The sequence below is a fragment of the Mycobacterium sp. 852002-51613_SCH5001154 genome (assembly GCF_001667425.1).
Classification (GTDB): domain Bacteria; phylum Actinomycetota; class Actinomycetes; order Mycobacteriales; family Mycobacteriaceae; genus Mycobacterium.
The window spans coordinates 1-23369 of sequence record NZ_LZII01000068.1 but is presented as its reverse complement, the minus strand read 5'-3'; the positions used below and the strand labels follow the sequence as shown (position 1 = coordinate 23369).

The window sequence follows — 23369 nt, the reverse complement described above, 5'->3', positions numbered from 1 at the left end:
GGTTGTGATTCCGGTGCCGCGACGACCTTGACGGCAATCTGGGCGCCCGTTACCCGGCGGCCTTCCGCACTACTGTGGCTTCATGGACCTCAAGCGACGAATCCCTCTGCTGCGATGGTCGGTCTGGCGGATGGCGACGGGCGCGCGCAACATCACCACGACGGGCCAGATCGGCGACGGACGCGAGGCCGCCGCGGTGGACTACGTCCTGCGCAACGCCAAGGCCGGCGACATCGACGACGTGCTGGCCACCATCGACAAGTTCGCCTACGAGAAGTCGATGCTGATCAACGTCGGCGACGAGAAGGGCCAACTCCTCGACGCCGCGGTGCGCCGCGCCGACCCGGCGGTGGCGCTGGAATTGGGCACCTACGTCGGATACGGCGCGCTGCGCATCGCCCGCGCCGCCCCGAACGCGACGGTGTACTCCGTCGAACTCGCCGAGGCCAACGCCGCCAACGCCCGGCGCATCTGGGCCCACGCCGGCGTCGCCGACCGGGTGACGTGTGTCGTCGGCACCATCGGTGACGGCGGGCGCACCCTGGACGCGCTGGCCAGCGAGCACGGGTTCGCGTCGAGCGCCCTCGACTTCGCCTTCCTCGACCACGACAAGGACGCCTACCTGGACGACCTGCACAGCATCATGGCGCGGGGGTGGCTGCGCCCGGGTGCGATCGTGGTCGCCGACAATGTCCGGGTGCCGGGCGCGCCGAAGTACCGCGAGTACATGCGCCAGCAGCAGGGCAAGCAATGGAACACCGTCGAGCACAAGGCGCACCTGGAATACCAGTCGCTGGTGTCCGACCTGGTGCTGGAGTCCGAGTACCTGGGTTAGGTCGGCCCGGCTTCACGGGCACACGAATGCGATCGGCGGGCATCCCGATTACCGCGCTCGCGGATGCGCTTCCGCCCACACCTCGCGCAGCGCGTGCACGGTGACCATCGTGTAGATCTGCGTCGTCGTCACCGAGGCGTGTCCCAGCAACTCCTGCACGACGCGCACGTCGGCGCCGCCCTCGAGCAGGTGGGTCGCGAACGAGTGCCGCAGCATGTGCGGGGACACGCCCGACTTGATCCCGGCGCGCTCGGCGGCGTCCTGCAGGACCTGCCAGGCGCTTTGCCGCGACAGCCGCCCGCCGCGCACATTGAGGAAGATGGCCGGTATGCCGCGGCCGCGACGGGCCAGGTCCGGCCGGCCGCGCACCAGATAGGCGTCCAGCGCGTGCACGGCGGGCCGCCCGATCGGCACCAGCCGCTGCTTGCCGCCCTTGCCGCGCAGCAGCACCGACCTGGCCCGGGTGTCGATGTCGTCGACGTCGAGGCCGACGGCCTCGGAGATGCGCGCGCCGGTCGAATACAGGAGTTCCAGCAGCGTCCGGTTGCGCAGCGTGAGCGGGCCGTCGGAAGCGCTGTCGCCGCCCGCACCGTCCAGCAGCGCCAGCACCTGGTCGATGGTCAGGCTCTTGGGGAGCCGACGGCCCGGGGTGGGCGGGCGGACCGCGCGCGCGACGTCCAGCTCGGCCAGGCCTTCCGCCGCGGCGAACCGGTGTAGGCCGCGCACCGCGATCAGGGCCCGCGCCGCCGACACCGCGGACAGCGCCGGGCTGCCCGAGTCGGGGTCGCCGCGACGCAACGCCACCAGGAAGTCGCTCACGTCGTCCTCGCCCACCTTGGCGATGTCGTGAATTCCGCGATCCGACAGATGCTTGGTGTAGCGGCGCAGGTCGCGACGGTAGGAGCTGAGGGTGTTCGCCGCGACGCCCCGTTCGATCGTGAGGTGGTCGAGGTAACCCTGGACTTGGGTGTCCAGGGCCACCGTTGTCATTGCGTGGCCTTCCGCGCGACGAACGCCGTGGGCTTGTCGGTCCACGGGCTGTCCACCGGCCGTGGTTCGGCGACACCCTCGGTTACCACGTGGGCGGCCAAAATCCCGGCAATCGCAATGGAATTCACGATCTCACCGCTGAACACCTGGCGGACCGCCTCGCCGACGGGCACCCAGCGCATCGTCATGTCGGCTTCCTCGTGATGCGCTTCCGGCCGCGCCACTTCGGTCAGCTCGGTGGCCAGATACACGCGCACCGATTCGTCGCTGAAGCCCGGTGCGGAATTCAGGTCGACCAGCACCTGCCACGTGCCGGCCCGCAGCCCGACCTCCTCCTGGAGTTCACGGACCGCCGTCTGCTGCGGCGGCTCCCCCACCACATCCAGCAACCCGGCCGGAAGCTCCCACAATCGCCGGCCGAACGCGTGGCGGTATTGGTAGACCATCGCGATGTCGTCGTCCTCGTTCAACGCCACGATGGCGACGGCCCCGTAGTGCTCGACGACTTCACGAATCGCGGTGGTACCGCCCGGCATCCGGACCTGGTCACTGCGTAGCGCGAAAATCTTTCCCGTGTACAGCGTTTTCGACGACGCCGTCTCGAAATCGTGTTCAGCCACGGGTCGCGGGCTCAGGTAACGACTGGCTGACGCCGTCCCGCTGCTGGTTGCCGTTCGAGCCGTGCTCGGGGAACTCCACCGGCAGCAGCTCGCCTGACTGGTAGTCGAGGGCCGCCCCGACGAACGCGGCGAACAACGGGTGCGGCCGGGTGGGCCGGCTCTTGAGCTCCGGGTGGGCCTGGGTCCCGACGATGAACGGATGCACCTCGGGCGGGTATTCGACGAACTCCACCAGATGCCCGTCGGGCGAGGTTCCCGAGAACCGCAGGCCGCTCTCGGCGATCTTGTCGCGGTAGGAGTTGTTGACCTCGTAGCGGTGCCGGTGCCGCTCCGACACCTGCGTGGTGCCGTACGCCTGGGCGACGATCGAATCCGGCTGCAGGACGGCGGGATAGGCGCCCAGCCGCATCGTGCCACCCAGATCCGCCTGGCCGGCCACGGCGTCGACCTGGTCGGCCATCGTGGAGATGACGGGATCCGGTGTCTCGGGGTCGAATTCGGCAGAGTTGGCCTGGTCTAGCCCCGCCGTGCGCGCGGCCTCGATCACGATGCATTGCAGGCCGAGGCACAGGCCCAGCACCGGGAGTCCACGCGACCGTGCGTAGCGGATGGCGCCGATTTTGCCCTCGATCCCGCGGATGCCGAAGCCGCCCGGGATCAGCACGCCGTGCACGTCGCCCAGCGCCGCCGCGGCGCCCGCCGGGGTATCGCAGTTGTCGGAGGCCACCCATTGCATCTCCACCTTGGCGTGGTGCTTGAACCCGCCGGCGCGCAGCGCCTCGGTGACCGACAGGTAGGCGTCGGAGAGTTCAACGTACTTGCCCACCAAGGCGATTCGCACGGTCTCGTGCGGCTCGTGCACCCTGCGCAGCAGGTCGTCCCACTCGGTCCAGTCGACGTCGCGGAACGGCAGGTTGAGCCGGCGCACCACGTACGCGTCGAGCTCCTCGCGATGCAGCCGCTTCGGGATGTCATAGATCGACGGTGCGTCCGGGGTGGAGATGACGCCGTCGATGTCGACGTCACACATCAGCGCGATCTTGTTCTTCAGCGCTTCGGGCACGTCCCGGTCGCAGCGCAGGATCAGCGCGTCCGGGGTGATACCGATGCTGCGCAGCGCAGCCACCGAGTGCTGGGTCGGCTTGGTCTTGAGTTCGCCCGACGGAGCCAGGTACGGCACCAGCGAGACGTGCAGGAAGAACACGTTCTCCCGGCCCAGGTCGTGGCGGACCTGGCGCGCCGCCTCCAGGAACGGCTGCGATTCGATATCGCCGACGGTGCCGCCGATTTCGGTGATGACCACGTCCGGGCGGTTGCCCTGGGCGTCCGGCTGGGCCATCGCCATGATCCGGCTCTTGATCTCGTCGGTGATGTGCGGGATCACCTGCACGGTGTCACCGAGGTATTCGCCGCGGCGCTCCTTGGCGATGACCGTCGAATACACTTGGCCCGTCGTGACATTCGCCGAGCCGGACAGGTCGCGATCCAGAAACCGCTCGTAGTGGCCGACATCGAGGTCGGTCTCGGCGCCGTCCTCGGTGACGAACACCTCGCCATGCTGAAACGGGTTCATGGTGCCCGGGTCCACGTTGAGGTACGGATCGAGCTTTTGCATCGTCACGTACAACCCGCGGGCCGTCAGTAGCTGACCGAGGCTGCTAGCGGTAAGACCTTTACCCAGAGAGGACGCGACGCCCCCGCTGACGAAGAGGTGCTTTGTGGCGGTTTGCGGGTGCTTTCGCACAGGCGGCCTCCGTGAAGACGGGCAGGGCGTCGAATTTTCTAGCGAATAACTAGTTGGGCCTGCCGACCCACGGAAACCCACCCTAACATCCACGACCGAAGTGTCGCGGCGAACACGCCCGCTACTGAGGCACCGTGATCGATGTCGCGCCGTGACCGGTGCCGTACTGACCGGCGTGGCCGCCGTTCATCAGGTCGTGCAGGCCCAGCACCGCGGTGATGCGGCCGGGGGCTGCGTCGACGTCGTCGACGGTGCTGACCGCCGAGTTCATCCCCGCATCGGCGCGCGTCACGGCAACGGCCGCGCCGCCGGTCGCCGAGCCGTCCCGCCCGGCCAGCAGCGTGCCCGAGCCGTGCGGCGCCAGCGCGGCGGCGAACCGGGCGACGCTGACGCCCTGATTACCGGCGTCCTGGGGAAGCGCGCCGCCGGTGACGATCAGCGCGGCATTCGCGGCGCCCAGGTGATCGCTCGGCTGATAGGTGATGAAACCCGTGTCGCGCAGCGCCGCCAGCACGGTGTCGCGCTGGGGCTCGTCGACCGGCGGGACCGCCGGGTTGGCATTGATCAGTAGCGCGATGCCCATCAGGTCGCCGGCCTGCGAGCCCTGGTCGACGAGCTTGGTGCTCAGCTGCTGACCGGCGGGCAGGATCGACGAGTTCACCACGGTCTGCAGCTTCTCCGCGGAATTGGCCTCGACGAACTCGCTCGTCAACGACACGGTTCCGGTCACCGCGCCGCCGGCCTGGCCGATGAACTTCGACACCGCGGCCACGTCGTCGTCTTTGGCGTCCGGGGTGCGGAACACCACGACCGACTTGCCGCCGAGCGCGTCGTGCACGATCCGGCCGACCAGCTGGGTGTCGAAATTGTTTGCCGCGCTGAGCTTTTCGTTCAGCACGTTCTTCTGGTCGTTGAGCCCGTTGATCTGGGTGTGCAGGTCCCGCTTCTCGTCACGCAGGCTGGACAGCAGGGTGTCGGACAGGAAGCCGGAACCGAGCACGACTCCCACGGCCAACGCCAGAAACACGGCGGCCAGCGATAAAGCGTGTTGACGTAGCGAGATCATCTTCTCCCCCTAGCTCACCAAGTGCTGAACCCAGAGGGAGAAGTGGTTCCAGTAGGCGGTGACCCAGTGCACCACCACGCCGTCGGTGCGGGACACCCACAGCGCGACGATGACCGCGATCAGCATCGTCAGCGCCAGCAGTGCGATGGCGCCCGCCGAGATGTGGTTGCGGTACAGCGTGGCCACGGCCTTGGCGTCCACCACCTTCTCCCCCACCCGAAGCCTGGTCAGGAACGTCGAGGGGTTGCTGTGCGCACGGGTCCGGTCGAAGAACGTCTCGATGTTGGCGGTGTGGCCGGCGGTCACGAGCAGCGCGGCGCCGTGGTGATCGGCCAGCAGCAGGGCCAGGTCGATCGCCGAACCCGCGGCCGGGAAGGTCATCGCCCCGACACCGAGGTCCTGGATGCGCTCCAGGCCGGGCGCGTGGCCGTCGGCGTCGGCGGGCAGGACGACCTGGGCGCCGCACTTGAGGGCGTCGGTACTGATCTGGTCGGGGTCGCCGACGATGACCTGGGGGCGATAACCCGCCTTGCGCAACACATCCGCGCCGCTGCCCACCCCGAAGAGCACCGGCTGGTACTCCTTGATGAACGGCTTGAGGGACTTCAGGTCCTCCTCGGCGCTGGGCTCGTCGGCGACGATCACCACGTGCCGGCGGCGCAGGTCGACGTCGATGTCGGGAATGCCGATGCCGTCGATCAACAGCGGGCTTTCGCTCTTGATGAACTCGATTGTGTTGCCCGCGAACGCCTCCAGGTGGGCGGACAGGCCGCTCTTGGCCTCCCGCATCAGGTCGGCGATGTCGTGGTCGGTGCGCTCGGTGCCGCGGACCAGCCTGCGGTCGCCGGAGTAGACCCCGCCTTCGTGCAGCCGGATCTTGGCGCCGTCCTTCACCTTCTTGAAGATGTCCGGCCCGGTCTCGTCGATCAGGGTGACCCCGTTGTTGACCAGCACCTCAGGTCCCATGTTGGGATAGCGGCCCGAAACCGACGGCGAAGCGTTGACGACCGCGGCGATATCGGCCTCCACCAGGGCGTCCGCCGTGATGCGGTCCAAATCGAGGACGTCGAGCACCACGATGTCGCCGGGGCAGACCCTGCGCAGCAATCGGTCGATGTTCCGGTCCACCCGAGCGGTGCCGACAAGGCCCGGCCGGGCGGTGTTACGGGTTAGCAGGCCTGACATCTTCATGGGGGCGATTCTGTCGGTGATGCAAGGAGGACGCGTGGAGGCGCGCCGTAACACCAGCCTCAGAAGTTATCTAGAGTCCCATTAGTCACATCTGTATTAAGTGTTCCCGACGGTTCGATCTCATCCTTCTGTGCCGCATCGAGAAGTTCGCGGGCGTGGGCACGGCCGCTGTCTGACTCGCCCAGCCCGGCCATCATCCGCGCCAGTTCGCCGACCCGCTCGTCGCCGGCGACCCGCCGCACCACGCTGGTCCCCTTGGGCCCGGCGCTGTGCACGACCAGGTGCACGTCGGCGTACGCCGCGACCTGCGGCAGATGCGTCACCACGATGACCTGATGGGTGCGCGCCAGCCGCGCCAACCGCCGCCCGATCTGCACCGCGGCCCGGCCGCCGTCGGCGGCGTCGACCTCGTCGAACACCATGGTGGTGCCCGCGGCCGAAGCGGCCAGCACCACTTCCAGCGCCAGCATCACCCGGGACAGCTCGCCGCCGGAGGCGCTCTTGGCCAGCGGCAGCTGGTCCATCCCGCGGTGCGCCGCGAAACCGAACTCGACCTGATCGACGCCGTCGGCGCCGGCCCGGGCCAGCTCACCCGACGGCAGCACGAGCGCGGCCGGGTCGTCCTTGTCGGCGGCCACATCATTGCTGACGTCGATGGTGAATTGCGCGTCGGCCATCGCCAGCCCGGACAGCTCGGCGGTGATCTCCTTGGCGAGCCGCTTGGCCGCTTTGCGCCGGATGCCGCTGAGATCGACTGCGGCTTGGGCTAACTCACGCGCGAGCTCGTCGACGCGGGCGGCCAGCGCCGTCAGACCTTCCTCCGAGACGTCGAGCTGGGCCAGTCGTTGGCGTGACTCCTCGGCCCAGCGGAGCACCCCGTCGACGTCCGCGGCGTACTTGCGCGTCAGCGTGCGCAGTTCGGCCTGCCGGGCCAGCTTGGCTTCCAGCGCGCTGGCGTCGACCGGCAGCTCGTCCAGGAAGCCGGTGAGTTCGCCGGCCGCGTCGGCGACCACCGTGAGCGCCTCGCCGACCTGCCCGGCCAGCGCACGCAGCTTCGCGTCATCGGTCGATTCCAGGGCGGTGCGGGCCCGCCCCAGGCTGTCGGCGGCGCTGTGGCCGGAGGCTTCCGCGTCGTCGGGCGCCCCGAAGAGCGCCGCGTGCGCGGTGATCGCGGCCTCGCGCAGCGTGTCCAGTTCGGAGAGCCGCACGATGTCGGCAACCAGCGCATCGTCCTCGCCCGGCTGCGGGTCGACGGTGTCAATCTCGTTGAGCGCGAAAGCGAGTCGATCCGACTCGAGGGTGAGTTCGCGCATGCGGTTCCGGCGGTCGACGAGGTCGTGCCGCGCGGTCAGCCAGGCGTCGCGCAGTTTGCGGTAACGCTCGAGCACGGGGCCGGCCTTCGCGAACCGGTCCAGCGCGCCGCGCTGCTCCTCGGGCCGCATCAGCCGCAGCTGATCGTTCTGCCCGTGCAGGGTGAGCAGCTCGGCGGTGAAGTCGCCCAGCGACTTGGCGGGCACGCTGCGACCGCCGAGATAGGCCCGCGAAGGCCCGTCGCGGCTGACCGAGCGCAGCGCGATCACGCTGCCGTCCTCGTCGCGCTCCGCTCCGGACGCGTCCAGCATCTCGTCCAGCTGCGCGACCGCGGCGTCCTCGAGATCCGTTGTGATGAAACGGCCTTCGACGACCGCGCGGTCGGCTCCCGACCGCACTCGGGTCGCGTCGGCGCGGGCGCCCCCGAGCAGGTGCAAACCGGTCACCACCATGGTCTTGCCGGTGCCGGTCTCGCCGGTCAGCACCGTCAGGCCCCGGTCGAACTCCCCGACCGCCGCGCTGATGGCGCCCAGCGACTCGATCCGGATTTCAGTCAGCATCTACTTTCCACGCCACCCGGTGACCGGCAAGCGGAACTTGCGCACCAACCGGTCGGTGAACGGCGCGCTGTCCAGTCGCGCCCATTTCACCGGTGTGTCGCAACGCCTTACCTCAATCCGGCTGCCGGCCGGGATCAGCATTTCGCGGCGGCCGTCGCAGAACACCAGGGCGTCGTGACCGTCCGCCTCGATCTCGATCGCGATCGTGGCGTCGGGGCTGGTGACCATCGGCCGGCCGAACAGCGCGTGAGCGTTGTTGGGCACCACCAGGATTGCCTCGAGGTCCGGCCATAACACCGGGCCGCCCGCGGAGAACGCGTAGGCGGTTGACCCGGTGGGCGTCGACACCAGCACCCCGTCGCACCCGAACGCCGACACCGGCCGTCCGTCGATCTCGACGACCACCCCCAATACGCCCAGTCGCGGGCCCTTCTCCAGGCTGACTTCGTTGAGCGCCCATCCGTGCTCGATCTCGCGGCCGCCAGCGCGCACGATCACGTCCAGCGTCAGGCGGTTCTCGACCCGGTAGTCCTTGGCGACAACGTGATCCAGCACCTGGTCGATGGCCTCCGCCTCGGCCTCGGCCAGAAAGCCGATGCGGCCCAGGTTGACGCCCAGCACGGGGATCCCGGCGTTGCGGGCCAGTTCGGCCGCCCGCAGGAACGTGCCGTCCCCACCGAGCACCAGCACCAGTTCGCAGCCTTCGGCGGCCTGCGGGTCCGCGTCGACCACCTGAATTTCGACGCCCATCGCGCGGATGTCGTCGGGAGCCACCTGCAGCGACCCGCGGTCGACCGCCTCGGCGGACAGAACGCGAAGACCGATATCGTTGTCCCCCAACACTTTCTGCACACGGGCCGCCGTGTCGGTGGCTTCTTCGCGGCCGGTGTGGACCACCAGTAGCACGGTGCGATGCTCGTTCATTGCGGCCCCTCACTCACTGCTCGCTGCACCGCTGCCACGAACGCGTCATCCGCCAATCCCGTCTGGCCGCGCAGCCACAGGAAGTATTCGACATTGCCCGACGGGCCGGGCAGCGGGCTCGCGGTGACCCCGACGGGGTGCCAGCCCAGTTGCGGGGCCCGCCGTGCCACCGCCAGCACGGCATCGGCACGCAGGGCGGGGTCGTGCACCACTCCGCCGGCGCCCACCAGGCCACGGCCCACCTCAAACTGCGGCTTCACCATGGGAACGATATCCGCAGTGGGGGAAGCACATCCAGCCAGCGCGGGCAACACGGTGGCCAGCGAAATGAACGACAGGTCGGCCACGATCAGGTCGACGGGCCCGCCGATCGCCTCGAGGGACAGGTCACGGGCGTTCGTTCGCTCGACGACGACGACCCGCGGGTCGCAGCGCAGCGACCACGCCAGCTGCCCGTATCCGACGTCCACCGCGACCACCTCGGCGGCCCCACGATCCAATAGGACCTCGGTGAACCCACCCGTCGACGCGCCCGCGTCCAGGCAGCGGCGGCCCGCCACCGCAATTCCGAAGGCGTCCAGGGCGCCGATCAGCTTGTGCGCACCGCGGGACACCCAGCCCCGTTCGCCATCGTCTGCGACGGTCAGGGCCGCGGTGACGGCGACGGCCGTGCCCGGCTTGCGGGCCGGCAGGCCGTCGATGCTGACCCGTCCGGCGCCGATCAACTCGGCGGCCTGCTGGCGCGATCGCGCGAGTCCGCGCCGAACCAGCTCGGCGTCGACGCGGGCGCGGCGAGACATGCGCGCACTCAGCCCTTCTCCGCCGACTCCAGCGCGGCAAGCAGCACGTCGTGCGCCTCGGAGAGGCGGCGGGCTATTTCTTCGAGCTCCGGGAGCGACGGGTCCTCGGGGCTTTCCGGGCCCCCGGGCTCGGGCAGCCGGGCCAGCAGGGCGTCGATTTCGGCGCGAATCTGTTCAGGATCGGTAGTCATTGCGCTCTTACGCTAGTCATCCGTCAGTCGCTGCGCACCAAAGACCAGCGTTGCAACGCGGCGCGGGCCCGGTCGTCGGCGGCCTCGATGCTGATCGGCCGCCCGTCCGACTGCGCACCCCAGACCGCGCTGGCGACCGCCCGCACGATCGAGAGCCCGTCGCCGTCGTCGGGCCCGTCACTGCTGACGATGACCGCCCGCTCGCCGACGTCGATGCGCCAGCCCGGCTGGGGCCCGACCGCGAGCTGCTCGCCGTCGGAGTGCAGGGCGCGCAAGTCGTGGCCGATGTAGGTGGGCCGGTGCACGGGATCGGCGTACACGGCGTCCCGGGCCGTACTGACGCCGGTGAGCACCATCAGGCTGGGCAGCTTGGCCGCATTGGCGCCCTCGATGTCGGTGTCCAGCCGGTCGCCGACCACCAGGGGCGCGCGGAAGTCGCCCCGGGCCGCCGCGTCGGTGAGCAACCCGGGCGCCGGCTTTCCGGCGACCTGGGGTTCGGCGCCGGTGGCCGCGCGCAGCGCGGCGACCATGGATCCGTTCCCGGGCAGCAGGCCGCGCTCAGTGGGCAGCGTCGGATCGACGTTGGCCGCCACCCATAGCGCGCCAGACCGGATGGCGAGCGCGGCCTCGGCGAGGTCCGGCCAGCCGATGGTCATCGACAGGCCCTGGACGACGGCGACCGGGTCGTCGTCATACCGGCGCACCGGTAGCAGCCCGGCCGCCTTGACCTCGTCGGCCAGTGCGTCGGTGCCCACGATCAGCACCGGTGACCCCGCAGGCAGCCGGTCGGCCAGCAACCGGGCCGCGCTCTGCGCGCTGGTGGCGACGTCGTCGGCGGTGGCGGTGAAGCCGAGTTCGGTCAGGTGCGCCGCGACCTCGGCGGCGCTGCGAGACGCGTTGTTGGTGACGAAGAACGCGCGGCTGCGCACCTCGGCCAGCGCCTGCACGGCACCCTCGGTGGGCCGGCGGCCGCGAAACAACGTCCCATCCAGGTCGAGCAGCAGGCAATCGTATTGGCGCGCAACGCTGGTCATCTCAGCCCAGCTCGCTGACCCGGTCTTCGGCGTCGGTGACGCCTTCGACATCGGCGGCGGCTGAGCGCAGGAACCATTGCAGCGCTTCATCATTGCGACCGAGCGCCAGCAGCGTGTCCGCGTAGGCGTAGAACAACCGCGCCGCCGTCGAGCCGCGGCGACCGGGATCCAATTGCGGCGTGGACAAGAGGGTCAGCGCCTGCTCCAGCTGGCCGAGGTCCGCACGCGCGCCGGCCGCGACGATGCGCAGCTCGTCGGCCTCGTCGCCCTGGAGCTGGGCCGCCTCCGGTCCGCGGGCGAGTTCGATCGCCCGCTCCGGGCGGCCAAGCCCGCGTTCGCAATCCGCGATCAGGGCGAGCAGGTTGGACTTGCTGCCCATCCTGCGGGCGGCGCGCAATTCGGCCAGCGCCTGGGCCCAGTCGCCGCAGTGATAGGCGGCGATGCCGACCGCCTCACGAATCGCGGCGATCCTGCTGGACCGGGCGCGCGCCGCGCGGGCGTGGCCGAGCGCGGCCTCCGGGTCCTCGTCGAGCAACTCACCCGCGGCGACCAGGTGGCGCGCCACCGCGTCGGCCGTGGCCCGGTCCAAGGTGCTGAGCTCGCCCCGGATTTCGGGCGCCAGCTGCCGGGCCTCCACGCCCGGCGGTATCGGCGGCCCTGGTTCCGGCGTGCGGTGGCCGTCGGGCTGCTGCGGCTGAGCCGGCCGGGCGCGGCCGGGCCCCGACCAGCCGCCCGATGCGCGCGGGCGCCGTTCGCCCCGCTGCCTGTCGTCGACCACGCAGCCGAGGATACGGGGGCCCGGCGCGCTAGTACGCCGTGAGCCGGTTCTGCAGCAGCGGCGCTATCACCGCCGGGCAGTAGTTGGCGACGGCGACGATGGTGAACAGGCCGGCCGACTCGTAGCCCAGACCGCTGCGCTCGGACATTTCGGCAGCGACCGAGTCGAAGGACTGCCCCGGCGTGACGATCATCGGGCAGACCGACTGGCCCAGCGCCAGGGCCCCGGCCGGATGCGGGTAGGTGATGCCGGCGTTGGTCAGGGCCATCAGGAACGCGTTGCCCCGCATGTCGGCGCTGACGGGCGCGGCCAGTGGGGCGGCCAGGGCCGCCACGCAGGCGGTCAGGAACAGCACGCGCAGCAGGGACCGTTCCACACGCCGGGAAGCCGTCATCGTGACCACCCTGGCCTGTACGGGTCACAACCGCAACACGGTGCGGTAAAGGTTTGCGCAGCAACGCGTTTTGCGGGTGCGGTTTCTAGACCTTTTCGATCCCGGCGACGGTGCGTTTGCCGCGGCGCAGCACCAGCCACCGGCCGTGCAGGAAGTCCGAGGGCTGCGGCGCCCACTCCTCGCTGTCGATCCGGATGTTGTTGACCGACACCCCGCCCTCGCCGATGGTGCGCCGCGCCGCCTTCCTGCTCTCGGACAGGCCGCTGGCCACCAGCAGGTCGACGATCCCGTCGGGACCACCGGGCTTGAGCTCGGCGACCGAGGCCTCACGCAATGCCGCCGACAGCGTCGCCTCGTCCAGCCGGTCCAGTTCGCCCTGCCCGAACAGCGCCCCGCTGGCGTGCTCGGCCGCCTCGGTGGCGGCCTCGCCGTGCACCAGCACGGTCAGTTCCCGGGCCAGCCGGCGCTGGGCCGCGCGCTGCTGTGGGCGCTCTTGGGTGGCCTGTTCCAGTTCGGCCAGCTCGTCGGCCGACAGGAAGGTGAACCAGCGCAGATACCGGATGACGTCGGCGTCGGCGGTGTTGAAGAAGTACTGGTACCAGGCGTAGGGGGTGGTCATCGCCGGGTCCAGCCACAGGCTGCCGCCGCCGGTGGACTTGCCGAACTTGGTGCCGTCGGCCGCGGTCACCAGCGGGACGGTGAGCGCGTGCACCGTCGCGCCCAGCTTCTGGCGGACCAGCCGCACGCCGGCGATGATGTTGCCCCACTGGTCGGAGCCGCCGATCTGCAGCGCGCAGTCGTACCGGCGGTGCAGTTCGACGTAGTCGTTGGCCTGCAACAGCATGTAGCTGAACTCCGTGTAGGAGATGCCCTCGCCCTCCAGCCGCCGCCGGACGGTGTCGCGATCGAGCATGACGTTGACGGAGAAGTGCTTGCCGAGGTCACGCAGGAACTCGATGGCCGACAGCGGGGCCGTCCAGTCCAGGTTGTTCACGACGACCGCGCCCGTCGGGGATTCGTCGAAGTCGACGAAGCGCTCCAGCTGCCCGCGGATGCGCTCGGTCCAGTCGGCGACGACGTCCGCCTCGTTCAGGGTGCGCTCGCCGACGTCGCGCGGGTCACCGATCATGCCGGTGGCGCCGCCGGCGAGCACGATCGGCCGGTGGCCGGCGCGCTGGAAACGCCGCAGGGCCAGCAGCGGCACCAGGTGCCCCGCGTGCAGGCTGGCCGCGGTCGGGTCGAAGCCGGCGTACACCGTCAACGGCCCGCGCCGCGCCTCGGCGGCCAACGCGTCGAGGTCGGTGGACTGCGCGATCAGCCCACGCCAGTCCAGCTCGTCAAGGATCCCGGAAGACATCGCCGCCGACTTTAGTCGGTCCCGCGGCCGCGATTCGCTCCTGCGCTGCTTGATAAGGCAAGCTAACGGCGCGGCGCATCGTCGCGCCATCGCCTTCCACTCAGCGCACCAAACAACGCGGAGCGTCATGGACAACCGATATTGGCCGTTGGTGGTCGTGATCATCATGCTCGCGCTCGGGCTGACGCTCACGGTCGACGACTTCAAGCGGGCCGCCACGCTTCGCAAACCACTGGTTGTCGCGCTCGTCTGCCAGTCGCTGCTGCTCCCCACGCTGTGCCTGGCCATCGCCGAGGGCTTCCACCTCGAGCCCCACCTGGCCGTCGGGTTGATGCTGATGGCCGCGACCCCCGGCGGGACGATGTCCAGCATCCTCAGCCACCTCTTCAACGGCGACCTGGCGCTCAACCTCACGCTGACCGCGATCAACGCCGTGCTGTCCATCGTTGCGTTGCCCGCGATTCTGGCGGTGTCGATGACGTGGTTCCTCGGCGAAGGGCGGTTTCTCCCGCTGCAGCCGGGCAAGTTCTTCGCCGTGATCGGCCTGGTAATCGTTCCCATTGCGATCGGGGTGGCAGTCCGCCACCGCTTCCCCGACCTTGCCCGGCGACTGCAGAAACCGGTGCGAATCGTGGCGCTCACGCTTCTCGTCCTCGCCGTGCTCGGAGCCATCGCCGGGGGAAGAACGACGCTGTGGCACAACCTCGGCCTGCTGAGCGCGGCCGTCGTGGCCTTCTGCGCGGTGAGCCTGACGGTCGGCTATCTGGCGCCGCGCCTGATGCGGCTGGCTCCCCGACAGGCCGTTGCGGTCAGCCTGGAGGTCGGTATGCACAACGCCGTGGTGGCGATGGGCGTCGCGTTGAGTCCGCAGCTACTGAACAGCGCCGAGATGGCCACGCCGGCCGCGATTTACAGTGCCGTCGCGCCGTTACTGGCCGTGGCGTTCGTGTTCCTGGCGCGGCGGGTGGACCCCGCCTTTCGCGCGGTCGCCCCCGCCACCCAAACCGTCTAGTCGCTGGTTCCGGGGGCGGGCGCCCGCGGACTGCGCCGGTATGCCGACACTTCCGGGCGGCCGGGGAGCCAGAATCGCCACGGCCGGTCGGCGGCCTGGCTGACCCCGACGCGCGGGCCCGACACGGGGGTCAGCGGCTCGTTGAGTCTCAGGGTCACGGGGTTGGCGGGGTCGAACAGGTCGATCCCGTTGTCGTCCATGGTGATTCCCAGGGCCGAACACAGATTGCCGGGACCGCGCGCCCGCGCGGCCGCGCGAACCAGCTCGCCGCGCCGGGCGCGCGCCGTATCGGTGCCGTCCTCGAGGGCGGCGGCCCGCAACAAGACGGCCGCGGCGGTCCCGTCCGGACCGCAGGAAACGTTGGCGCAGACGTGAATCCCGTGACTGCGGTAGGTGTAGAGCCGGCCGGGAGGTCCGAACATCACCGCGTTGCGCCCGCTGATGCCGCGATAGGAGTGGGCCGCGGCGTCCGGCCATGGACCGTCGGGAACGCCGCCGTACGCCTCGACTTCCACGATGACGGCGCCGACGCCCCGCCCGGTGAGGGTGGCGCCGAGTAGCCGATGCGCGGCCGCGACGGGGTCGACGAGCAGCTCGCTTGCGGCCACCCACCGAACCTACCGGCAGCGCTTCCATGGCAGTATCCCGGTGTCTTGGGACCTGTGAAGGAGCACGCATCATGCATCCGATCGACCCTGCCGCCACCGCGTGGCTGCTGGCCAGCACCGCGCTGGTCCTCCTGATGACGCCCGGCCTGGCGATCTTCTACGGCGGCATGGTCCGCACCACCGGCGTGCTCAACATGATCATGATGAGCTTCATCTCCATCCCGCTGGTCACGGTGGCGTGGCTGTTGCTCGGCTACACCGTCGCGTTCTCCGAAGACGGGGCGAGCGGGTTCCTCGGCAATCTCAGGCATGTCGGGATGCTGGGCATCGCCCCGGACACCGCGCACGGCACGGTTCCAGAACTCCTGTACGCCACGTTCCAGGTCACGTTCGCGATCATCACGGCCGCCCTGGTCAGCGGCGCCATCGCCGACCGCGCGAAGTTCGCCGCGTGGATGGTGTTCGTGCCGGTCTGGACGGTCGTCGTGTATTCGGTTGTGGCGCATTGGGTGTGGGGCCCCGGCGGCTGGCTGGCCAAGTTGGGTGTGCTGGACTACGCGGGCGGACTCGTCGTCGAGATCGTGTCCGGCTGCTCGGCGCTGGCCCTGGCGCTGGTGCTGGGGCCCCGCATCGGCTTCAAGAAGGAAGCCATGCGGCCGCACAATTTGCCGCTCGTGCTGCTCGGTGTCGGCCTGCTGTGGTTCGGCTGGTTCGGGTTCAACGCCGGGTCCGCGCTGGCTGCCAACGGGACCGCGGCGGCCATCTTCCTCAACACCCTCGTCGCCGGGTGCCTCGGCATGCTCGGCTGGCTTTCGGTCGAACAGGTCCGCGACGGCCGGCCCACGACGTTCGGCGCGGCGTCCGGGGTGGTCGCGGGGCTCGTCGCCATCACGCCGTCGTGCGGAACCGTCAACACGCTCGGCGCCGCGGTCGTGGGCCTCGCGGCGGGCATCGTGTGCTCCTTCGCGGTCAGCGCGAAATTCCGTCTCAACTACGACGATTCGCTGGACGTGGTCGGCGTGCACTTCGTCGGCGGCGTCGTCGGGGTGTCGTTGATCGGGCTCCTCGCCACGGCGGTCATGACGTCGGGCCCGCGCGGCCTCTTCTATGGGGGCGGCTTCACCCAGCTGGGCAAGCAGGCGCTGGCGATCGTCGTCGTCGCGCTGTACGCGTTCGCGGTGTCCTTCGTGCTCGCGAAGGTGATCGACCGGGTGATGGGTTTCCGGGTCAGCGCGGAGGACGAGACCACCGGCGTGGACCTCACCCAGCATGCCGAGACCGCCTACGCCGAGGGCGTGCACGGGCACCTGCCCCAGCGCCGCCCGGGTTCGCCCGAACGCTCCCCGTAGACCCTTGACAGCGCCTCGGTAGAGGACGATATTCATCATATGATGACTTCATCACGTGATGAATTAATCGCGGAACAGGCCGTCCGGATCGATCACCTGCGGGTGATACGTGGCAAGCGCCCCGCCCTGCACGATCTCTCGGTGCAGATCGGGCGCGGCAGCATCACCGGCCTGCTCGGCCCGTCCGGCTGCGGCAAGACCACGCTGATGCGGTGCATCGTCGGCACCCAGATCGTCACCTCGGGAACCGTCACCGTGCTCGGCCACCCGGCCGGGTCGGCCTCGCTGCACCGACGGGTCGGATACCTGCCGCAGGACCCGACCATCTACAACGACCTGCGGGTCGTCGACAACGTTCGCTACTTCGCCTCGCTGTACGGTTTCGACCGCCAGGCCGCCGATGCCGCGATCGAGCGGGTCGGGTTGGATGATCACCGAACCGCCTTCTGCGGCAACCTTTCCGGCGGTCAGCGCACCCGAGTATCGCTGGCGTGCGCGTTGGTCTGCCAGCCTGACCTGCTCGTGCTCGACGAGCCCACGGTGGGCCTGGATCCCGTACTGCGCGCGGATCTCTGGGACCAGTTCGCCGATCTCGCCCGCACCGGCACCACGCTGCTGGTATCCAGCCACGTCATGGACGAAGCCGACCACTGCGGCGACCTAATGCTGATGCGCGACGGTCACCTGCTCGCGCATACCACCCCGGACCGACTACGAGAGGACACCGGATGCACGTCACTGGAGGACGCATTTCTGTCCATCATCAAGCGCAACACCATGCGCCAAGCCGGTTAGGGCTCAAGGGATACACCGCCACCACGGCCAGGATTCTGCGCCAGCTGGCGGCCGACCACCGCAGCGTCGCGATGATCCTGTTCGTGCCGGTCTTGGTTATCACGTTGATGTACTTCATGTTTCAGAACGCGCCGCATCGCCCGGGCACGCCGGCGCCGTTCAACAACGCCTGCCTGATTTTGCTCGGCCTTTTCCCGCTGTTCGTGATGTTCATCATCACGGCGATCACGATGCAGCGGGAACGGGCGTCGGGGACGCTGGAGCGCATCCTGACCACTCCCCTGCGCCGGTTCGACCTGCTGATCGCCTATGGCAGCGCCTTCTCGGTGGCCGCTGCGGCACAGGCCATAGTGGCGTGCATCGTGTCGTTTTGGCTGCTCGGCTTCGACACCGCCGGCAGCCCGGCGTGGGTGTTTGTGATCGCGATCGTCAACGCTGTGCTCGGTGTGGGGTTGGGTCTGCTTTGTAGCGCGTTCGCGCGCACCGAGTTTCAGGCCGTGCAGTTCATCCCGCTGGTGATGGTGCCGCAGCTGTTACTGGCCGGCATCATCGTGCCGCGTGCACTCATGCCGCACTGGCTGCAGTGGGTCAGCAACGTGATGCCGGCCAGCTACGCCCTGGAGGCGCTGCAGCAGGTGGGTGCGCACCCGCAGCTGACATACATCGCGGGGCGCGACATCGTCGTCGTGTTCGGCTCCGCGCTCATCGCGCTGTGCCTGGCCGCGGCGACGCTGCGTCGGCGGACCGCCTAGTGGCGATCGCAAGCGCGGCGAAGCCGGGCGCAGCGGGTCGCCACGGAGGGTCGCTAGTGGCGATCGCAAGCGCGGCGAAGCCGGGCGCAGCGGGTCGCCACGGGGGGTCCTAGTGGTGATCGCCAACCCCGGGCGCCGGCGGCCCGGGCGGCCGGCCGGCGGCTCCGACGCCCGCAACCGTATCCTGGCCAGCGCTCGAGAGTTGTTCGCCACCAACGGCATTGGCAATACGTCGATCCGCGCGGTGGCGGCCGCGGCGGGCGTGGACTCGGCACTGGTGCATCACTACTTCGGCACCAAGGAGAAGCTGTTCGCCGCCGCCGTCCACATACCGATCGACCCGATGGACATCATCGGCCCGCTGCGCGACGTGCCAATCGAGGAAGTCGGCTACCGGCTGCCGTCGATGTTGTTGCCGCTCTGGGATTCCGACCTGGGCACGGGCTTCATCGCCACGCTGCGGTCCATCCTGGCAGGCTCGGAGGTCAACCTGTTCCGCACGTTCATCGAGGACGTGATCGGGGTGGAAGTGGGTCCGCGCGTTGACAATCCGCCCGGCAGCGGATTGATCCGCGTCCAATTCGTCGCGTCGCAACTGGTCGGCGTCGTGATGGCGCGCTACATCCTGCGATTGGAGCCGTTCGCGTCGTTACCGGCCGAGCAGGTCGCGCACACCATCGCGCCGAACCTGCAGCGCTATCTCACCGGGGATCTGCCGGACGGCCTTGTGTCATGAGCCGGGCGTGCTCCTCGTCGTCGACGTCGCGGGCCTCGTCGATAAGCAGCACCGGGATGCCGTCCTCGATGCGGTAGGCGCGCCGCAGCCGCGGGTTGTACAGCAACTCGTCACCCACGAGCAGCAGCGGTCCGCGGTCGGCCGGGCAGACCAGGATTTCCAGCAGTGAATCGTCAACCATCGGAACGCCCGCTCAGCTCGGCCCGCACGCTCGGGGTCAGCTTCCGGAAGAAGTTGCCGTCCGCGTCGAAGTACCACACGTGGCGCCCCGGCTTGGGAATTCCCGCCGCGCGCAGGGCGCTGACGGTCGGACGATATGTCGCGCTCAATATCATCTCCGGACACACTTGGACGATGTCGGGACCCACGCCGAGGGGGATCTTGGCCACGGCGTCGGTCAGGTCGGCCGCGGTGATCGTGGCCCCCGGAAGCAGCGTAACCGCCGCGACCGCCACCTCCCGGTCACCCACCGGCACGTTGTAGGTGACCGCGAGGTCGACGCCGTTGATGCACCCCAGCGCGTCGGTGACCCGCTCGGGATACACCAGGCCGCGCGCGGTGTGGACCACCGAGCCGCGCCTGCCCGCCAACCAGTAGTCGCCATCGTCGTCGCGGTAGAACAGGTACTCGGTCGAGATCCAGGTGTCCCCGGCGGCGAAGACTCCCCGTTTGACCGACGCCGTGGGATCGATCGGGCCGTTGGAGGCGGCGAGCAGCACCCCGACCTGTTTCGGCTCGGCGACCTGGACGAAGCCACGGTCGTTCTCCAGGATCAGGTCCTGCTCGGCGTCGTAGGCTGCCAGCTCGATGCGCCCGGCGCCCGGCAGCGGGCGACCCTTGCTGCCGACCTTGGCGCCGGACACGTTGGCCAGCACCGCCTGTCCGTCGGTGGTCGCGAAGAACTCGACGACATGGGCGGGCGCAAACGCGTCGACGACCCGGCCCCACAGGCCCGTCGGCATGCCGGACCCGATGAACAGCCGCACCGGGTGGTTGCCGTGCAGCACGAACGCGGGGTCGTCGACGATCTCGCGGAGCATGGCCCAGGTGTAGGACACCACCGTGACGCCGTACTGCCGCACCTCTTGAACGAACCTGTCGCGGTCCAGGCCGCGGGACAGTGCGATGCGGGTTCCGCCGACCACCGCGCCGCCCAGGCTGACCAGCAGCGCCGACTCGTGGTGCAGCGGGGTCAGGCAGTACACGGTGTCCCGGCGGTCCAGCGCGGCCGTCGAGGCGGTCCCGAAAGCCGACACCGCCCACCGGTAGTTGGTGATCTGCTTGGCGACCAGCTCGCCGCCGGCCGTGCTGAACGCGATGAACGCCAGGTCCCGCGCCAGCCCCGGGTTGGGCCGGTACCAGCCGGGCAGCTCGACGGCGTCCGGGTCGATCCGTTCCATGTCGATGACGTCGCTGTCGTCGGGCAGGTGCAGGTCCCGCGACTCGCCGCCGCCGAGCACCAGCACCTGCCGCAGCCCTTGGCGATCCGACGCCAGCACCGCCTCCAGGTTGGTGGGGTCGGTCAGCAGCTCGGTCACTCCCCCGAGCCGGACCGACGCCGCCAGGTCGGCATCCGGTCGCATCACGACGGCGACCGCGCCCAGCCGGGACAGCGCGGCGATGGCGACCAGCGCGCTGGGTCGCGTCTCCATCAGCACGCCGACCCGGTCGCCCTGCCGCACCCCGACCTCGATCAGGCCGCGGACGACATTGGTGATGCGCCGGTTGACGGCCTCGTAGGTATGCACGCGCCCGTCGAACAGCAGGAACTCACCCTGCGGGGCGTCGTGCGCCTGCTCATCGATGATGCGGCCCAGAGAGATTCGGGTGTGGTCGTTGATCTGTCCCAGCCGGACCAGCCGCGGCAGCGTGCGGGCCGTTTCGACGGCGAGGGTGCGCATCGACTTGTTGGCCGCGACCACGGTGTTGGCGGCGCCGCGCACCATGCCCAGCGCCGCCTCGGAGACCTCCCCGATGCCGTGCACGAGCCGGGAGCTCAGGGCGACGCCGCTGTCCGTGTGCTCCTCGGGCTGGTCGGCCATCAGGTCGATGCCGTCCGGCTTGTCGCCGCCGGTGGAGATCCATTGCACCCATTCGGCGACGGTCGGCCAGCTCTGCTGCGCCGCCTTGGACCCGACGACCAGGCCGAAATGCCCTGTGCGGATGGTGCTTTCGTAGACCTCGGCGTCCGGGGCGGCCCGCCGGATGCCCCGCACCGACGCCGGCTGACCGATGTCGTCGACCTCGCCGACGAAGGCCAGCACCGGGCAGGTGATGTCGGTGAGCGTGACCATCTGCCCGTTGACGGCGAAGCCGCCGGTCATCATCCGGTTGTGGGCGATGAATTGTTTGAGCAGTTCGGAGATCGCCGGACCGGACCAGGCAATCCAGCCTTCGCGCTCGAGGAACCGGCGCTGCTGTTCGCGCGGCAGTAGCGCCTCGCGGTCGTGCAACTGGCGCACGAAGTCCACCCGTGCCTTGGCCGTCTTGAGCGGGTCGAGCATCTGAAACCCGGTGCGCGCCATCCAGCTGGGGATGTCCAGCCGGCTGAAGACGTGGTCGGCCATGAAGTTGGCGGCGGGCGCGGCGAAGTTCGCCGGGATGCCCATCGGCAGGGCGGCCAGGGTGTCCACCGGCGAACCGAAGGTGACGATGCTGGCCAGGCTTTTCGAACGCCGGTACGCGGCGACCTGGTAGCACCACATGCCACCCTGCGAATACCCGACCAGATGGATATCGCTGCCGGTGACGTCCCTGACGGTGTCGATCGCCTGGCTGAGCGCGACGATGTGGTCGGCCAAGGTGCGGCGCATGCCGCCTTCGACCTTGTCGGGTTCGCCGAAGTCGATGACCCAGGGATCCAGCCCGTTGGCGTGCAGGATGCCGACCGCGCCGTCCTCGCGCGTGACGTCCCACATGTCCGCCGACATCATCATCGGGTGCACCATCAGCACCGGAGGGCCGACCCGCGGCTTGTCTGGCCGGCTGTCGGGCGGGAAATAACGTCGGAGCTTGTACATCGGCACGCTCTCGACGATCTGAGACGGCGACGGCACGGTGCCGGTTTCCAAGCCCCCCAATCGCAAGACCTCGAGCCCGTTCTGCGCCGTAGCTATCAGGCGCTCGACCGGTCGCGTGACAATCGACAAGTTGAGATCCACGGCCGCTCCCTAATGTCTTGACAGCTCCGACATCATGGCACACCCGCGGGCTCGGTGGTCCTGGCCAGGCGATTTACCCGACTGCGGCCAGCCGTTGCGGTTGCGCGGGGGTACCTTCGACACCGGTCGGGCACCGCCGCCGTCCGGGGCGTCCAGCGCGATGGCGACGCGCGTCGTTAACTTTTTCCCGTCGGGCCACGGCGGCAGAACACCGTCCGAATCGTCTCTCGGTCGTCCCAGAACGGCATTCCACCCCAAACTTCCGCGGCCATATCCCATAACGGTTACGAACGCACAACGACTTTGGCGAGTCGACCGGCAAATTTCGCGAGCGGAATCGGGCCGTACATACGGTGTCGCATGTGTGGCCGATAGCCGTGGTCGTTCGTCGCGCTGCGATGGTCGCGTTGTGCGTCGTCATGTCAGCGGTGACGGCGCCTCCAACGGCCGCCGACCCCGACGCTGAAAACGCCGCCGCGGTCACGCCGGACGACGGGCGGGTGCCCTCGTCCGAACCGGTGACCTACACGACGCCCGAAGGCTGGACCCTGACTCTCGGGGCGAAGGACGAGTCGCAAGTTCCCATAGCACCGTTGACCACCGCAATCTCGTCTCGCGAATACCTCGCCCGCGGAACGTTCGCCGCGTCACTGGACGGGCTCGAACACCCTCGCGGCGTCCTCGAGGTGGGTTACGAGATCGGCTGTGGAATCGACATGAGCACGTCCAACGGCGTCACCCTCGGGGGCAACGCCGGCGTCACCCCGGGCTTGGGCTTGGCGGGCGTGTTTGCCGGTACGCCGACACCGGTGCCGTTGGTCACCACCCCGATGGGCGGCTTGATCACCGTGGGCCTCAAGCCCGGTGTCGTAGTCGAAGTACCGGTGGCCAAGAAAGAGTTCACGGGCCCGAATCCGCGGGTCATCGTCACCGGATTCCACGTCAAAATCGATGGGTGCGTGGGTCAGTCGTTCATCCGGTCCTACGCAACGCTGACCCAAGTGACCGACGAATCCGACGTGGTGCTGTCCTACGTCGGCGTCACCAAATCCGTCTGAACCAATCAGAAGGGTGGGGGTTCGTCGTCTGGGGGTGCGTACCCGGTTTGGGTCGGCGCAAACCGTCCAGGTGGACGGCTGCCTCCGGGGCGCCTCGCGTGCG

General features: G+C 69.4%; 23 protein-coding genes. 7 read left to right on the top strand and 16 right to left on the bottom strand.

The window, feature by feature from the left end:
- Positions 1 to 82: 82 nt before the first annotated feature.
- On the top strand, positions 83 to 835 hold the full coding sequence (locus A5750_RS18510; protein WP_066946174.1) for an O-methyltransferase: 753 nt from the start codon (positions 83 to 85) through the stop codon (positions 833 to 835).
- A 48-nt stretch (positions 836 to 883) separates the two neighbouring features.
- Here A5750_RS18510 and xerD read toward each other — a convergent pair whose 3' ends face one another.
- The 13 genes from xerD to tyrS form a co-directional block, all read right to left on the bottom strand.
- Complete coding sequence (xerD, locus tag A5750_RS18505; RefSeq protein ID WP_066946177.1) at positions 884 to 1825, bottom strand: site-specific tyrosine recombinase XerD; 942 nt, start codon at positions 1823 to 1825, stop codon at positions 884 to 886.
- Positions 1822 to 2445 (bottom strand): NUDIX hydrolase, encoded by a 624-nt coding sequence (locus tag A5750_RS18500; RefSeq protein ID WP_066946180.1) that lies wholly within the window; start codon positions 2443 to 2445, stop codon positions 1822 to 1824. The genes xerD and A5750_RS18500 overlap by 4 nt, the downstream gene beginning before the upstream one ends.
- Positions 2438 to 4189, bottom strand: coding sequence for a CTP synthase (locus tag A5750_RS18495; RefSeq protein WP_066946183.1), 1752 nt, complete (start codon positions 4187 to 4189; stop codon positions 2438 to 2440). The genes A5750_RS18500 and A5750_RS18495 overlap by 8 nt, the downstream gene beginning before the upstream one ends.
- Positions 4190 to 4310: 121 nt before the next feature.
- Positions 4311 to 5255 (bottom strand): copper transporter, encoded by a 945-nt coding sequence (locus tag A5750_RS18490; RefSeq protein ID WP_066946186.1) that lies wholly within the window; start codon positions 5253 to 5255, stop codon positions 4311 to 4313.
- Between the two features lie 9 nt (positions 5256 to 5264).
- Positions 5265 to 6446, bottom strand: a complete 1182-nt coding sequence (steA, locus tag A5750_RS18485; protein ID WP_066946190.1) for a putative cytokinetic ring protein SteA — start codon at positions 6444 to 6446, stop codon at positions 5265 to 5267.
- 59 nt (positions 6447 to 6505) lie between these two features.
- On the bottom strand, positions 6506 to 8317 hold the full coding sequence (recN, locus tag A5750_RS18480; protein WP_067264794.1) for a DNA repair protein RecN: 1812 nt from the start codon (positions 8315 to 8317) through the stop codon (positions 6506 to 6508).
- Positions 8318 to 9241 carry an NAD kinase gene (locus A5750_RS18475; protein WP_066946196.1) on the bottom strand — a complete coding sequence of 308 codons (924 nt, stop codon included), beginning with the start codon at positions 9239 to 9241 and terminating at the stop codon, positions 8318 to 8320. It lies immediately after the preceding gene.
- Positions 9238 to 10041, bottom strand: a complete 804-nt coding sequence (locus tag A5750_RS18470; RefSeq protein ID WP_067264790.1) for a TlyA family RNA methyltransferase — start codon at positions 10039 to 10041, stop codon at positions 9238 to 9240. Before A5750_RS18470 ends, A5750_RS18475 begins: the two co-directional genes overlap by 4 nt.
- Before the next feature lie 8 nt (positions 10042 to 10049).
- The gene (locus A5750_RS18465; RefSeq protein WP_066946202.1) at positions 10050 to 10232 is read right to left on the bottom strand and encodes a hypothetical protein; all 183 of its coding nucleotides are present in this window, start codon (positions 10230 to 10232) and stop codon (positions 10050 to 10052) included.
- Between the two features lie 23 nt (positions 10233 to 10255).
- Positions 10256 to 11266, bottom strand: a complete 1011-nt coding sequence (locus A5750_RS18460) for an HAD-IIA family hydrolase (RefSeq protein ID WP_066946205.1) — start codon at positions 11264 to 11266, stop codon at positions 10256 to 10258.
- Position 11267: 1 nt separating this feature from the next.
- Positions 11268 to 12044, bottom strand: coding sequence for a tetratricopeptide repeat protein (locus A5750_RS18455; protein WP_082959145.1), 777 nt, complete (start codon positions 12042 to 12044; stop codon positions 11268 to 11270).
- Positions 12045 to 12072: 28 nt separating this feature from the next.
- Positions 12073 to 12447, bottom strand: a complete 375-nt coding sequence (locus A5750_RS18450; RefSeq protein ID WP_231989246.1) for a DUF732 domain-containing protein — start codon at positions 12445 to 12447, stop codon at positions 12073 to 12075.
- 76 nt (positions 12448 to 12523) lie between these two features.
- Entirely contained in the window at positions 12524 to 13795 is a 1272-nt protein-coding gene (tyrS, locus tag A5750_RS18445; protein WP_067264785.1) for a tyrosine--tRNA ligase, read from the bottom strand.
- On the opposite strand from tyrS, the gene A5750_RS18440 reads away from it, so the two are divergent.
- A complete protein-coding gene (locus tag A5750_RS18440) occupies positions 13740 to 14807 on the top strand; it encodes a bile acid:sodium symporter family protein (protein WP_255396763.1) in 1068 nt (355 codons plus the stop codon). The genes tyrS and A5750_RS18440 overlap by 56 nt on opposite strands.
- Here A5750_RS18440 and A5750_RS18435 read toward each other — a convergent pair.
- Entirely contained in the window at positions 14804 to 15415 is a 612-nt protein-coding gene (locus A5750_RS18435) for a DNA-3-methyladenine glycosylase (RefSeq protein WP_067264776.1), read from the bottom strand. The two genes, A5750_RS18440 and A5750_RS18435, sit on opposite strands and share 4 nt — an antisense overlap.
- A 71-nt stretch (positions 15416 to 15486) precedes the next feature.
- On the opposite strand from A5750_RS18435, the gene A5750_RS18430 reads away from it, so the two are divergent.
- The 4 genes from A5750_RS18430 to A5750_RS18415 all read left to right on the top strand — a co-directional run bounded on the left by A5750_RS18430 (position 15487) and on the right by A5750_RS18415 (position 19047).
- Positions 15487 to 16764, top strand: a complete 1278-nt coding sequence (locus A5750_RS18430; protein ID WP_066946221.1) for an ammonium transporter — start codon at positions 15487 to 15489, stop codon at positions 16762 to 16764.
- Positions 16765 to 16803: 39 nt separating this feature from the next.
- A complete protein-coding gene (locus A5750_RS18425) occupies positions 16804 to 17559 on the top strand; it encodes an ABC transporter ATP-binding protein (protein WP_067264773.1) in 756 nt (251 codons plus the stop codon).
- Entirely contained in the window at positions 17493 to 18311 is an 819-nt protein-coding gene (locus A5750_RS18420; RefSeq protein ID WP_197505460.1) for an ABC transporter permease, read from the top strand. Before A5750_RS18425 ends, A5750_RS18420 begins: the two co-directional genes overlap by 67 nt.
- A gap of 112 nt (positions 18312 to 18423) precedes the next feature.
- A complete protein-coding gene (locus A5750_RS18415) occupies positions 18424 to 19047 on the top strand; it encodes a TetR/AcrR family transcriptional regulator (protein ID WP_067264762.1) in 624 nt (207 codons plus the stop codon).
- On the opposite strand, the gene A5750_RS18410 is transcribed toward A5750_RS18415, so the two are convergent.
- Positions 19013 to 19228, bottom strand: a complete 216-nt coding sequence (locus A5750_RS18410) for a Trm112 family protein (RefSeq protein WP_066946226.1) — start codon at positions 19226 to 19228, stop codon at positions 19013 to 19015. The genes A5750_RS18415 and A5750_RS18410 overlap by 35 nt on opposite strands.
- Positions 19221 to 22208, bottom strand: a complete 2988-nt coding sequence (locus A5750_RS18405; RefSeq protein WP_067264759.1) for an acyl-CoA synthetase — start codon at positions 22206 to 22208, stop codon at positions 19221 to 19223. Before A5750_RS18405 ends, A5750_RS18410 begins: the two co-directional genes overlap by 8 nt.
- A gap of 377 nt (positions 22209 to 22585) precedes the next feature.
- Between A5750_RS18405 and A5750_RS18400 the strand changes: the two genes are divergently transcribed.
- A complete protein-coding gene (locus A5750_RS18400) occupies positions 22586 to 23266 on the top strand; it encodes an MspA family porin (protein ID WP_197505462.1) in 681 nt (226 codons plus the stop codon).
- Positions 23267 to 23369 lie beyond the last annotated feature (103 nt).